The organism is Ancylomarina salipaludis (genome assembly GCF_004122035.1).
Taxonomy (GTDB): Bacteria; Bacteroidota; Bacteroidia; order Bacteroidales; family Marinifilaceae; genus Ancylomarina; species Ancylomarina salipaludis.
Window position 1 is genome coordinate 63,471 of the sequence record NZ_SAXA01000009.1, and the last position, 14,026, is coordinate 77,496.

A 14,026-nucleotide genomic window follows, 5' to 3' on the forward strand; every position below is an offset into this window, starting at 1 on the left:
TAATCAAAAATAGATAAACGGCCAATTATTCCAGATGACTGATTTTAAAAGAAATCCTCTTCTTCATTTTGAATTAAACCCTTATTTCCAGGGTTTGATGATTGTGTGTCACAATCTAAATCAATATTGAACCCTTCAGGCTTTTCAAAATCACCCCTTGAAATGTTTAAACTTTCATCAGCATATACTTTTTGCATATAAAGACCCCATATTGGGAGAGCCATATTAGCACCCTGTCCTAAGCTAATACCTTCAAAGTGGATGGCTCTGTCTTCAGCACCAACCCAAACACCCGAAACAAGATTAGGCGTAATTCCCATAAACCAACCATCAGAATGGTTTTGTGTTGTTCCTGTTTTTCCTCCCATAGGGTTGCGAAGATCATATTTCCATCCAAGACGTCGGGCTGTACCTTGTTGAACGACGCCTTCGAGTAAATTGGTCATTAGATAAGCTGTTTTGGCACTCATCACCTCATGTTTTTGTGGGATAGAATGTGCAACTTCGTTTCCTCTGCTGTCTTCAATTTTTGTGATAAAACGAGGTTTAATATAAACCCCTTTGTTGGCAAAAGTTCCATAGGCACCCACCATTTCGCGCACAGTAATTTCGGATGTTCCCAGAAAGACAGAAGGAACCGGATCGATTCGACTAATAATTCCCATTTTCTTTGCCATATTCACAACGGTTTGCGGTTTGAATTGTTTCAAAACCCAACCCGAAATATTATTGACTGAATTGGCAAGACCCCATTTAAGGGTTACCATTTCACCTTCGCGTTTGCTGGTCGAGTTTCTTGAAGTCCAGGTGGTGCCATCACCCACATCAAAAGTTTGTGGAATGTTTGGAACTTTATCACATGGAGTCAGTCCTTCTTGCATTGCTACTGTATACAGGAAAGGTTTTATGATAGAACCAACCTGACGTTTCCCAAGGGTTACCATGTCGTACATAAAGTGTTTGTAGTTTGGACCACCCACATAGGCTCTCACTTCTCCTGTTTGTGGAACCATAGACATGAACCCAGCTCTAAGAAACCCTTTATAATAAAGCATAGAGTCCATTGGTGAGAGAATGGTATCGCGCTCGCCTTTCCAAGTGAAGATTCTCATTTCAGTTGGTGTTTCAAAAATACTCTTAATGGAATCAGTAGAAATTCCCTGATTTTTTAACACCCGATATCTTTCACTTCGTTTCATTGATGAGATTAGGTTCCCTTCAACTTCTTCATCATTCAAATCATCAGAGAATGGAGGGTTTTTATGAAATCTCTTTTCATTGTCGAATGCAGCTTGTAAGTCGAGGCCTAAATGTTCTTTTACGGCTTGTTCGGCATATTTTTGCATACGGGAATCGATGGTTGTGTATATTTTTAAGCCATCTTTATAAATATTGTATGGCTGGCCATCAGCCTTTGTATTTTTATTACACCATCCGTAAAACGGATTATTTTTCCACTCCAATGAATCCTCAATAAAACGTTGCAGATTCCAGGATGGGTAGTTTTCACGCTCTGGTTTTTTTGCTGTAAGTGAAGTTCTCAGATATTCTCTGAAATATGTTGCACTACCTCTTCGGTGATCTACTTTTTGATAATCGAGTCCCAGAGGAAGCAATTTTAAAGAATCGTATTGTTGTTGACTCAGATAATTGTATTTCACCATCTGGTTTAAAACGACATTACGCCTGTCAAGAGTTAGTTCCGGACGACGAAGGGGATTGTAGTAGGATGAGTTTTTAGCCATCCCAACCAACATGGCAGATTGTTCTATTTTTAGAGAATCCGGAGTTGTATTAAAATAGACATGTGCAGCAGATTTTACACCGACAGCTAGATTTAAGAAGTCATATTTATTTAAATACATGGTAAGAATTTCGTCTTTGGTATAACTTCGTTCAAGTTTTACACTGATCACCCACTCTCTGAATTTTCTGAAGACAATGTCTAATTTGTTACTGAATTGTTCTCTTGGGAACAGCATTTTTGCTAACTGTTGTGAAAGCGTACTTCCCCCACCAGCATTTTTGTTTGCCGTTACAAGTCCTTTTGCAACTCGAGCCAGACCAATTAAATCGATACCAGAGTGATCGTAGAAACGGGCATCTTCTGTGGCAACAAGGGCATGCACCATATCAGGCGATAAATCTTCGTATTTCACAAAACTTCGGTTTTGGAAGTAGAATTTGCCAAGAAGCACCTTGTCTGCAGAGTAAATTTCGGTAGCTAAACTATTTTTTGGATTCTCAAGTTCCTCAAAACTAGGCATAAAGCCAAAATTTCCGTTTGATACACCCATAAATAAGAAGAATACAGCCAGTACTACGGATGAGAATAATGCCCAAAATGTAATGATGTATTTTTTGAAATTTTTAGATCCCTTAGGTTTTTTATCTGTTTTGTTAAGATCTGACTCAGTCATAATATCTAAAATTATTTGATGTTTGGCTTTGTTTACGTGCAATTGGTTTGTAAAAATAGTAAATAAAACAACAACTCGATTGGGTAAGTTTTGCCTTAAAATAAGCCACCTAAAATAAGCTGTTTTGAAAATTAGTATCATAAAATTTGGAACTTAGGGCGCATATGTTTTTACTTTGCACAAAATTTTAGAGCACGATTTTCCATAAATAGTGATGCGATGGTAGAGAATTTAGTTATTGTTGAGTCCCCTGCAAAGGCGAAAACAATTGAGAAGTTTTTAGGTGAGAGTTTTCTTGTAAAGTCCAGTTTTGGGCATATCAGAGACCTTGACAAAAAGGATTTTGGTATTGATATCAAGAACAACTTTACCCCGAAATATATTGTTTCGACGGACAAAAAGAAAGTTGTAACAGAACTAAAGAAGTTGGCGAAGGATGCGAAGACCGTATGGATTGCTTCCGATGAGGACCGCGAGGGAGAGGCTATTGCCTGGCACTTGTTTGAGGAACTTAAATTAAAAAAAGAGAATACAAAGCGTATTGTATTTCACGAAATTACCAAGGATGCGATTCTGAATGCTGTGGAGAATCCACGTCAGATCGATGATAACCTGGTAAATGCACAACAGGCACGTCGAATTCTTGACCGACTGGTAGGTTTTGAAATTTCTCCGGTTTTGTGGAAGAAGGTAAGACCTTCTTTATCAGCAGGACGTGTTCAGTCAGTCGCTGTTCGTTTGATTGTTGAACGAGAACGCGAGATTATGGCTTTTAAATCGAAATCATTTTTTAAGGTTGTTGCCCATTTTTTAGTAACCGATAAAGATGGTTCCAAGAAGATTTTAAAATCGGAATTGCCTAAGCGATTCGATACAAAAGAAGAAACCCTTCAGTTTTTGGAGTCTTGTAAAAATGCAGAATATCATATCGATGATATTGTGAAGAAACCTTCATTGAGAAAACCCGCTGCACCTTTTACAACATCGACTTTGCAACAAGAAGCCAGTCGTAAATTAGGATTTTCGGTATCACAAACAATGACAGTTGCTCAGCGTTTGTACGAGGCAGGAAATATTACCTATATGAGAACCGATTCGGTAAACCTATCGGAAACGGCTTTAAAAACAGCAAAAGAAGAAATTACACGTTTGCATGGTGCCGACTATGTGAAAATTAGAAAATACAGCACAAAGAGCAAAGGTGCTCAGGAGGCTCACGAGGCTATTCGTCCGACTTATTTAAATAAGGATCATATAGAGGGAGAATCTAATGAGAAGCGCCTTTACGATTTGATTTGGAAGCGAACTATAGCTTCTCAAATGAGTGATGCCAAACTGGAGAAAACAAATATCAAAATCAGTATTTCTACCAATGATGATAAGTTTGTTGCAACTGGTGAGATGATTAAATTCGAAGGTTTCCTTAAGGTTTATTTGGAATCGACTGACGATGAAGAACAAAAACAAGAAGAATCGCTTCTTCCACAGGTAAGTGTTGGAGATAAACTTGAGAATGAATTTATCAAGGCCGTTCAGAACTTTACACTTCGTCCTCCGCGTTATACCGAGGCAAGTTTGGTTAAGAAGCTTGAAGATTTGGGAATTGGTCGTCCATCAACTTATGCACCTACAATTACGACGGTTCAGAACCGAGGCTATGTGGTTAAAGAATCTCGTGATGGCGTTCAGCGTCAGTTTGAAGTTCTTAATTTGGTTGATAACATCATAAATGAAGAGCTGAATACTCAAATTACCGGTGCTGAGAATAAAAAATTATTCCCTTCAGATATTGGAATGGTGGTTACTGACTTTCTTATAAAGCATTTTTCAAATATCATGAACTACAACTTTACTGCCGATGTTGAGAAGGAGTTCGACGAGATTGCTTTGGGGAATTCAATATGGTATGAGATGATTGGGAAGTTTTATTTCCCATTTCACGAAAATGTTGAGAAAACAATTGAAAATTCAGAACGGTCAACCGGAGAGCGTATTTTAGGTGAAGATCCTAAAACGGGCAAGCCAATTCTGGTTCGTATTGGTCGTTATGGACCAATGGCGCAGCTTGGTGAAAGCACTGAAGGGGATGAGGAAAAACCAAAGTTTGCCAGTTTAAGAACAGGTCAGCATTTGGAGACAATCACTTTGGAAGAGGCTATCGATTTATTTAAATTGCCTAGAGACCTGGGACTTTACGAAGATAAAAAAGTTGTGGTTGCTGTAGGTCGATTTGGACCTTATGTGCGTCACGATGGTAAATTTGCATCTTTACACAAGGATGTGGATGATCCAATGACTATTGATTTAGATCGTGCTATTGTTTTGATTGAAGAAAAGCGGGAAAAAGATCGTTTGAAGCATATCAAGTCTTTTGAAGAGGATGCAGAACTTCAGATATTAAACGGGAGATGGGGGCCCTATATTTCTTATCAAAAAGAAAACTACAGATTGGCTAAGGACATCGATCCTAAATCCCTTTCTTTTGAAGATTGTTTAAAAATTATCAAAGAAGGACCTCAAAAGAAGAAAAAAACGACGGCCGTTAAGAAGACTACTGCCGTAAAGAAAAAGGCACCGGCCAAGAAGAAAACGACCGCTAAAAAGGCAACAACTGCAAAGAAAAAGGCAAGTGTAAAAAAGATTGAATAAAATTTTGAGCAAAAGTTTTTAGGAATAAAGAACCCAATGATACATTTCAGAGGGTTCTTTTTTTTTGAAATTATTTGTGAATCAATATGATGAATTTCTAAATAGTTGTAATTTTATAGGACGCTTATTTGAATGTGAGGTACGTGTTTTGTTTGACTAATGGGCCTTCTACTTTGATGAAGCTTGTATAAGATGAATATTATTGCTTACTTTACGACAAACCAGATTATCATTAGTATTGAATCTGTTTCTAATTTATGAGAAAAATATTTTTCATCATATTGGCTGTTGGAATTAGTTTGGTGTCGAAAGCTCAGCAAGATCCTCAGTTCAGTCAGAATATGTATAATTTACTTACGTTTAATCCAGCCTTTGCAGGTGTTGGTGATGAGATGACAGGTTCAATCATTAATCGTCAGCAATGGATGGGCTTTGAAGATGCGCCAGTTTCTACAGCTTTTAATGGAAATATTCCATTAAAAATTGGAAGAAGAATGCATGGTTTGGGTTTAACGGTAATGAGTGATAAGTTAGGTCCAGAGAATAAAACGAACATTAAATTTCAATACGCCTATCAATTTAAGATATTTAAAGGTGTTTTGAATGCGGGTTTAAGTGTTGGTTTACAAAACAATGCTTTGAATGGGAAATGGAAAGCTTGGGATGAAGGTGATGAGCTTTTAAACGGAGGAAGTACTGATGCGAGTAAGATGGTTTTTGATGCAGGTATGGGTTTTTATTATCGAAGTAAAACATTATATTTAGGAGCATCATCAACGCATATTAATAAGCCAAACGTGGCTTTTAATGAAAAAAATAAGATCTATTTGTATAGACATTATTATATCATGGGAGGTTACAAATATGATTTAACCAATCAGGTTGATATTATACCGTCTTTTTTCTATAAAACAGATGGCAGAATGTCTCAGTATGATATCAATACAAATGTTGTATACAATAAAAAATACCGTAGTGGCGTTTCCTATAGAGTAGACGACGCTATTGTTTTTTTAGCAGGCATATTATTTAAAAATGGATTAGACATTGGCGTTGCATATGACGTGTCAGTATCAGATATTAAAAAGCCATCATTTGAATTTATGGCGGCTTATCATTTTACACCGAGTCTAATTAAGCGTAAGCAAAAATATAAGAGTATTCGCTTTTTGTAGTAGAAATGTATTAAAAAATCAGTGCATAGCACGAATCATAGAGTTATGAATAAACTTGTTGTATTTATCGGAGTTGTTTTTCTATTAGGATTATCTAGCTGTATTCGTCGAAACGAAGGTGGCGAATTGGTTGGAGCATCTCACAGAGGGAAATATTTAGAACCTATTCCTCATGGTATGGTTCTCATTCCAAGTGGAAGTTTTACTCAAGGTATTAACGATCAGGATGCAACCTGGGCGTTAAATTCTCAATCAAAACGTGTTTCAGTTGGAGCTTTTTGGATGGATGAAACTGAGATTACCAATAATGAGTACCGTCAGTTTGTTGAGTGGGTACGTGATTCAATAGCCCGAACCAAACTTGGTGAGCAGTTTGATGAGTTTTTAAACACCGAAGATGCTAAGGGGAACCCAATTGAGCCACCTACTTTAAATTGGGACAAAGAAATTGAGTGGGATAATGAGGAATATGCAGAACTTCTTAACGAGATGTTTGTGCCTGAACATGAAAGATTTTCAAGTAGAAAAGAGATTGATGCCCGCAAATTGATTTATTCTTTCCAGTGGGTTGATTTTAAACAAGCTGCACTTTTGTCCAATCGATATAATAGTGAAACTGGCGAATATGAAGGTTTAGTTGATGATTATCAGGGAGGACGTAAGAAGATTGAAGACAGGTCGTCGTTTATTATTAAAGAAAGTTTGAATATCTATCCGGATACCTTAAGCTGGATTCACGATTTTACATACTCTTACAATGAGCCTTTGGCTGAGCAATATTTTTGGCACCCATCTTTTGATGAATACCCGGTAGTTGGGGTGAGTTGGAAACAAGCTCGTGCTTTTTGCCGTTGGAGAACAGAATTGCATAACTCAGCTCTTCGAAAAGCAGGAAAATATTCAGTCCCTGAATACCGTTTGCCAACAGAAACTGAGTGGGAATATGCTGCACGTGGTGGTATTGCACTGAACCTTTACCCATGGGGAGGTGATTATACACGTAATGAAAAAGGCTGTTTTCTGGCAAACTTCAAACCATTAAGAGGAAATTATGTTGATGATGGAGGTTTAGTAACACTTCCGGTTGGAACATACGAGCCTAATGGATACGGGCTTTACGATATGGCTGGTAATGTCGCAGAATGGACTTCAGCTGTGTATGCAGAGTCAGCATATAGCTTTACACACGATATGAATCCAAATTATCAGTATAATGCTTTACCAAGTGATCCTCCAGCTCTAAAAAGAAAAGTTGTTAGAGGAGGATCATGGAAGGATGTTGGATACTTCCTGCAATGCGGTGTCTCTAGTTATGAGTATCAGGATACTGCTAAGTCGTTTATAGGATTCAGATGTGTTAGAACACGTCATATGAAATAATTGAAAATAATACTATTCTAAACAATCTATTATGAATATTACCGAATTAGTCGAATCTCCAAGGTGGAAAAGATTTATGGGTTACGTGTATGGTTGGGGTGCGTCTGTTGTTTTATTAGGTGCTCTTTTCAAGATCCAACATTGGGCCCATGCAGGTACATTATTAACTGTTGGGATGCTTACCGAGGTTATCATCTTTTTCTTTTCGGCTTTTGAACCACCACATGAAGAACCAGATTGGAGTTTGGTTTATCCAGAATTGATCGGATTGGATCCACGGGAAACTTCCGGAGGTCTTAAAGTTGAAGGATTGGACGAATTGCAATCATTCCTTGAGAATGTGAGTATCGATTCAAGTAAGCTTACAAATCTAAGCAGAGGATTAGGTAAATTGACTGATGCAGCAGAGCGTATTTCTGATATTTCAGAAGCAGCTGTAGCGACGGAAGGATATATTGAAACACTTCGAAATGCCAGCAAATCAGTGGGAACGCTTTCTGAAACATATAATTCTTCATCAACGGAGATTTCAGAATCGGCATCAGAATTAAGTAAATCCTACAATCAATTGGCTTCAGATATTTCAGCAAATGGGAAAATATTCTCTGGTCGGGTTCAGGAGTCAGGAGATCAGTTGTTGAATACTTATGAAGATTTTAAGGCTAGTTTAAATGGGAATTTCTCACATATTTCAGAGAGCGGTAAAAATTATGCTGAATCAATGGCCAAATTAAATGAAAAACTATCGTCTTTAAATTCGGTTTTTGAATTGCAGTTGAAGCATTCAAGTGAGCAAATTGAAGAAGGCAGACGCGTTCAGGAAAATTTCAATGAAATTGTTCAGAATTTGAATGTGACTCTTGATAACACGAAAGTATATCGTCAGGAAACCGAAGCTTTAAATCAACGTTTGTCCGCTCTGAACTCAGTTTATGGTAACATGTTGAGTGCTTTGGATATTAGTAAGAATAAAAATTAATAAAGAGTAAAAATTTCTATTTGAGCTAATATGGGAGCATCGAATTGTAAAGAGACACCAAGGCAGAAGATGATCGGTATGATGTATTTATTCCTGACAGCAATGTTGGCGATAAATGTATCAAATGAGGTATTGGATGCTTTTACTATAATCGATAACGGTTTAGCGCAAACTGTTCGAACTTTTGAAGATAAAAACAAAATCATTTACAGTGACTTTAAGATGGCTTTGGATGCAAATCCGAACAAGGTGCAGGCATCTTGGGATAAGGCTATGGAGATTAGGGGAATGTCGAATGATTTGTGCAAAGAGTTACAAAACTATAAAGTTGAATTGGTTAAAATCGCTGATGGCCCTGAAGGTCGATTGGATAGTATACAGAAGAAAGATAATATTGATGTTGCCGCCCAAGTGATGATTGTGGGGGGCGAAGGAAAAGTATTAAAAAAACAAATAACTGATTTTAGAGAACATATTTTAAACCTAATACCAGAAAAGGATAGTACGTTTAAACATACCATCTCTCAGAATTTGAACACAGATGATCCTCCAAAGAAAAAAGCAGGTGATCCTGCCTATTCATGGGAATCTTTGCAGTTTGCACACATTCCTTTAGTGGGGGCCGTAACGCTTTTATCCAAATTACAGACGGATATTCGTTCGGTAGAATCTGATGTGGTTAAGTATCTGTTTAATCAGATTGAAGCTGAATCGTTTCCTTTCAATAAATTGAATGCAGAAGTGATTTCTAAATCAAATTTTGTTTTGAAAGGTGATATGTACGAAGCCGAAGTGTTTTTGGCTGCTATTGATACAACCTTAAATCCTAAGATCACACTTAATGGTGGAGGTGAGTTAAAGAATTTTGATCCGATTACCAGACGGGGAATCTACAGGAAAAAGGCTACTGATTTAGGAAAGCATTCCTGGGGTGGTGTTGTTTATTACACATCCCCATCCGGAAATGTGACCTCATATAAGTTTGAGGAAGATTATATTGTTAGCGAACCTCAAGTTGTTGTTTCACCAACTAAGATGAATGTGTTTTATGCAGGTGTTGATAATCCTGTAAGTGTATCTGCCCCGGGTTTTACTGCGGATAATGTAAGAGCTACCGTTGATAATGGTGTTTTAATTAAAAATGGAAAAGGTTACATTGCAAGACCTAAGGTGGTTGGTAAAATAGCAAACGTGTTGGTCGAAGGGAAAATGGATGGTAAGTGGCGTTCACTAAAATCTGTAGAATTCAGAGTTAAACCAATCCCGGATCCGGTTGCTATGGTTGCTGGCAAAAATGGAGGTTCTATTAATAAAAACCTTTTAGAAGTTCAAACGGGTGTTGATGCTGTGATGGATAATTTTGATTTTGATTTAAAATTTAAAATTAAAAGCTTTACCGTATCAACTCAGGTGAAAGGGTTTACCAGAGATGAGAAATCAAATTCTGATTATTTTACACCGGCACAGAGCAAGCTGTTGAAAAATTTAAGACGAAATCAGAAAGTTTATATTGAGGATATTAAGGCTGTTGGACCAGATGGTTCAATTCGTAATCTTCCCGCAATATCGTTTAGAGTTAAATAATTCTCGACGGAATATTTATAATATTATCGGTTTATTCTAATTGAGTAAATTGTATTAATGAAGAATAGATTGTCAACTCTTAGGATATGAGTCGGCATCTGCCTTGGACATAAAAATTATTTACGGATGAAAAGGATTGTATTTTTATTAGTCGGTTTAATCTTAATGGGTGGCTTTTCTCAATCAAAAGCACAAACAACTCCAACTAGTATCTATTCTAAGAATCATACTAAGAATGAGAGACCCATTCCATATGCTCACATACGTGAGGCAGATGTTATTTTCTCTAAACTTGTTTGGCGAGAGATAAATCTTCGTGAGAAGATGAATCAGCCTATGTATTATCCAACTCAACCGATGGATGATCGATACAGTTTGATTGATTTGTTGATGTTTGGAATCGAGAATGAAGGCCTTACAGCTTACGATACAGATGATGATGAGTTTACAACACCTTTAAGTATAGAAGATATTCGAACCAAATTTGGAGCGGGTGTTGATACAATCAGACAAGCCAACAGAGAGACAGGCTTGATGGAAACTAAGATTGTACCCCGATCAATCAATACCAATGAGGTGACTAAATATCAGGTTAAAGAGCAGTGGCTGTTTGATAAACAAAGTTCAACTCTGCAAGTTCGAATTATTGGTTTATGTCCGATTCGTGAGTACGTAAAGGACGGAGACTCTGAGCTCGACGGACTTCGTAAGAAGAAGATGTTTTGGATTTTCTTCCCGGAAGCTCGCCCCTTGTTAGCTACGCATGAAGTTTTTAATCCGTTTAATGATGCCCGACGTTTTTCTTACGATGATTTATTTATGAAGAGACGTTTTTCAAGCTATATTACACAGGTTTCAAATGTTCATGATAACCGACGAATTGAGTCGTATACAGTTGGTCTGCAAACCATGTTGGAATCAGAAAAAATTAAGAACGATCTCTTGAATGTTGAGCAAGACTTTTGGGAGTATTAAGATATTTGAATGTTAAAAAAAGAGGAGCTTTTGTGGCTCCTCTTTTTTTTAGATAAATTTTTTGTTTTTGGAGACCTTAACATCGCCAACAAAGGTTTTAATATCCTGTTCGTTTTCCTTTTTGCAAATCAGTAAGGTATCCTGACTATCGACAATGATATAATCATTAATTCCCTGTACAACGACCAGTTTCTCTTTAGGAACATTGATCAAACAATTTTCAGAATCGTAAAGCATAACATTATCTCCTTGGATAGCATTACCGGCTCCGTCTTTATCTGATCTGTCGTAAAGCGATCCCCATGTCCCCAAATCAGACCAACCAAAGTCAGAACAGAAGACATATACCTTATCTGATTTTTCAAGTATGCCATAATCAATTGAGATGTTTGGGCATTCCGGATAGATCTTATCGATAAATTCTCTTTCAGAGGCTTCGTTGAAACCGTCTTTTCCCAAAGAAAAAAGGCTGTCGATATCAGGTAAATAGGTTTTGAATGCCGATTCGATAGCCGAAAGTGACCAAATGAAAATACCCGAGTTCCAGAAAAAATCGCCTGACTTTATAAAGATATTCGCAAGATCAAGATTGGGTTTCTCTGTAAAAGTTTTAACTTTTGAGATGCCTAAGTCAGCTGCTTTTTTTTCTATCTGAATGTAGCCGTATCCCGTTTCAGGGCGATTGGGTTTTAAGCCCAATGTAAGAAGCTTATCTGTTTGATCAACGTAATCGAGCCCTTTGTTTATCACGTTTAGAAACTCTGTTTCATTTGTGATGAGATGATCAGCAGGTGAAACAATGATTCGGGCATCCGCATTTCTTTGTTTTATTTTATAGTTGGCATAAGCGATGCAGGGCGCAGTGTTTCTCATCAAAGGTTCAAGCAGTATTTGGTCTGCCTTCAGTTGCGGGAGTTGCTCCAGAACCAAATCTTTGTACTGTTCATTGGTTACAATATAGTAATTCTCAGTAGGGCAAACAGAGCTGAATCGCTCAAAAGTCATTTGAATGAGGGTTTTACCTGTACCTAGAATATCAAGAAATTGTTTTGGACTTTTTTGTTTGCTTAATGGCCAGAATCGGGAACCGACTCCACCAGCCATAATGACACAGTAATTATTTGAATTCATTGTTGTGTGTTTTAAGACATTAAGTAAGGATAGATTATTGCCTTACTTTCCTTAAAATTACTCATTCAATTACTGATTTCAAACTGAGATTGAAATGTTTTGATTTATTCCGGCTTTTTATCTTTGTAGATGATAATTGAGGGATAATTGTTACTTTTATCATAAAATGTAATTCTTATGAGTTTTTTTGAAAATATAGGACAGTATATCCTTTTTCTGAAGAGAGTTGTCTCTAAGCCAGAGAAAGGTCGTGTATTCTTTGCTCAGATTATTAAAGAGATATATAAGTTGGGAGTCAACTCTGTGGGCATTGTGGTTATTATTTCTGTTTTTATGGGAGCCGTTATCAGTTTGCAAACAGCTTATAATCTCGTGAACCCATTATTGCCCGATTATTTAGTGGGCTATACCACCCGGGAATCGATGATTCTTGAATTTTCATCCACAATTGTGGGCTTGATATTAGCAGGAAAGGTTGGTTCTAATATTGCATCTGAAATTGGCTCTATGCGAGTGACCGAACAGATTGATGCCCTTGAAATAATGGGTATTAATTCGGCTTCATATTTGATTTTTCCTAAGATTATTGCTGCGGTTTTTATCAACCCTTTTCTATATGTTTTAAGTGTTTTTGTAGGTATTACAGGTGGCTTGATGGCCAGTTATATGGCAGGTACAGTTAGTGTTCCTGATTTTATCTACGGTGTTCAGGTTGACCTGATTCCTTATTATATAATTTACTCTTTGATTAAAACACTTGTTTTCGCTTTTATTATTACTTCAGTTCCGTCATTTTACGGCTATTATGTATCAGGAGGGGCCTTGGAAGTAGGTAAGGCAAGTACCAAAGCAGTTGTCAATAGTAGTATTCTTATCCTATTGGCGAATTTAATTCTCACTCAACTTTTATTGAAATGATAACATTAAAAAATATCAATAAATCTTTTGGTGAATTGGATGTTTTAAATGACATTTCTATTCAATTTGAGGCGGGTAAAACCAATCTAATTATTGGACAAAGTGGTTCTGGTAAAACGGTTTTATTAAAATCGATTATCGGCTTACTCGATGTGGATACGGGATATATCTATTATGATGATAGAGATTTCACCAATATGAATTTCAAGGATAAGAAAGAGATTCGTAAGGAAATGGGAATGGTTTTTCAGGGAGGTGCACTTTTCGATTCGTTATCTGTAGAAGAAAACGTAAAGTTTCCTCTGGATATGTTCTCGGCTATGAGCGAGGATGAGAAGAAGGAGCGTGTGAGTTTCTGTTTAGACCGAGTGGATATTAAAAAGGCCCATAAGCTATATCCTGCTGAGATAAGCGGGGGAATGCAAAAACGGGTTGCCATTGCGCGAGCCATTGCTCTTAACCCAAGATATTTATTTTGCGATGAACCCAATTCAGGGCTGGATCCTGTAACGGCAATTGTGATTGACCAACTTATTCAGGAAATTACCAAGGAATACAATATGACAACCATCATTAATACACATGATATGAATTCGGTGATGGAGATTGGAGAGAAAATCTTGTTCATCAATAAAGGTGTAAAAGCCTGGGAAGGTTGTAGTGATGAAATTTTCGACACAGAAAATCAAGCTTTAAATAATTTTGTATTTGCATCGAATCTATTTAAGAAGATTAAGTCGAAGCTCTAGGTTTATTTTGCATCAGACAGAATCACTCTGATTTAAATATTTTAAACAAGTTTCTATGAACTGATT

General features: G+C 37.1%; 10 protein-coding genes. 8 read left to right on the plus strand and 2 right to left on the minus strand.

Annotated features, from left to right (window positions below):
- Positions 1-44 precede the first annotated feature (44 nt).
- Complete coding sequence (locus EO244_RS10810) at positions 45-2,420, minus strand: penicillin-binding protein 1A (protein WP_129254693.1); 2,376 nt, start codon at positions 2,418-2,420, stop codon at positions 45-47.
- A 219-nt stretch (positions 2,421-2,639) separates the two neighbouring features.
- Between EO244_RS10810 and topA the strand changes: the two genes are divergently transcribed.
- The 6 genes from topA (at position 2,640) to porN (ending at position 11,162) form a co-directional block, all read left to right on the plus strand.
- Positions 2,640-5,069 carry a type I DNA topoisomerase gene (gene topA, locus EO244_RS10815; RefSeq protein ID WP_129254694.1) on the plus strand — a complete coding sequence of 810 codons (2,430 nt, stop codon included), beginning with the start codon at positions 2,640-2,642 and terminating at the stop codon, positions 5,067-5,069.
- A 257-nt stretch (positions 5,070-5,326) separates the two neighbouring features.
- On the plus strand, positions 5,327-6,244 hold the full coding sequence (locus EO244_RS10820) for a PorP/SprF family type IX secretion system membrane protein (RefSeq protein WP_129254695.1): 918 nt from the start codon (positions 5,327-5,329) through the stop codon (positions 6,242-6,244).
- A 45-nt stretch (positions 6,245-6,289) separates the two neighbouring features.
- Positions 6,290-7,624 carry a T9SS ring complex lipoprotein PorK/GldK gene (gene porK, locus EO244_RS10825; RefSeq protein WP_129254696.1) on the plus strand — a complete coding sequence of 445 codons (1,335 nt, stop codon included), beginning with the start codon at positions 6,290-6,292 and terminating at the stop codon, positions 7,622-7,624.
- A 31-nt stretch (positions 7,625-7,655) separates the two neighbouring features.
- Positions 7,656-8,603 carry a type IX secretion system motor protein PorL/GldL gene (gene porL, locus EO244_RS10830; protein ID WP_129254697.1) on the plus strand — a complete coding sequence of 316 codons (948 nt, stop codon included), beginning with the start codon at positions 7,656-7,658 and terminating at the stop codon, positions 8,601-8,603.
- Positions 8,604-8,633: 30 nt separating this feature from the next.
- Positions 8,634-10,187, plus strand: a complete 1,554-nt coding sequence (gene porM / locus EO244_RS10835; protein ID WP_129254698.1) for a type IX secretion system motor protein PorM/GldM — start codon at positions 8,634-8,636, stop codon at positions 10,185-10,187.
- Positions 10,188-10,313: 126 nt separating this feature from the next.
- A complete protein-coding gene (porN, locus tag EO244_RS10840; RefSeq protein WP_129254699.1) occupies positions 10,314-11,162 on the plus strand; it encodes a type IX secretion system ring subunit PorN/GldN in 849 nt (282 codons plus the stop codon).
- Positions 11,163-11,210: 48 nt separating this feature from the next.
- Here the strand turns inward: porN and EO244_RS10845 are convergent, their stop codons facing one another.
- Complete coding sequence (locus tag EO244_RS10845; protein ID WP_129254700.1) at positions 11,211-12,293, minus strand: mannose-1-phosphate guanylyltransferase; 1,083 nt, start codon at positions 12,291-12,293, stop codon at positions 11,211-11,213.
- Between the two features lie 177 nt (positions 12,294-12,470).
- On the opposite strand from EO244_RS10845, the gene EO244_RS10850 reads away from it, so the two are divergent.
- On the plus strand, positions 12,471-13,211 hold the full coding sequence (locus tag EO244_RS10850) for an MlaE family ABC transporter permease (protein WP_129254701.1): 741 nt from the start codon (positions 12,471-12,473) through the stop codon (positions 13,209-13,211).
- Positions 13,208-13,960, plus strand: a complete 753-nt coding sequence (locus tag EO244_RS10855; protein WP_129254702.1) for an ABC transporter ATP-binding protein — start codon at positions 13,208-13,210, stop codon at positions 13,958-13,960. Before EO244_RS10850 ends, EO244_RS10855 begins: the two co-directional genes overlap by 4 nt.
- Positions 13,961-14,026: the final 66 nt, after the last annotated feature.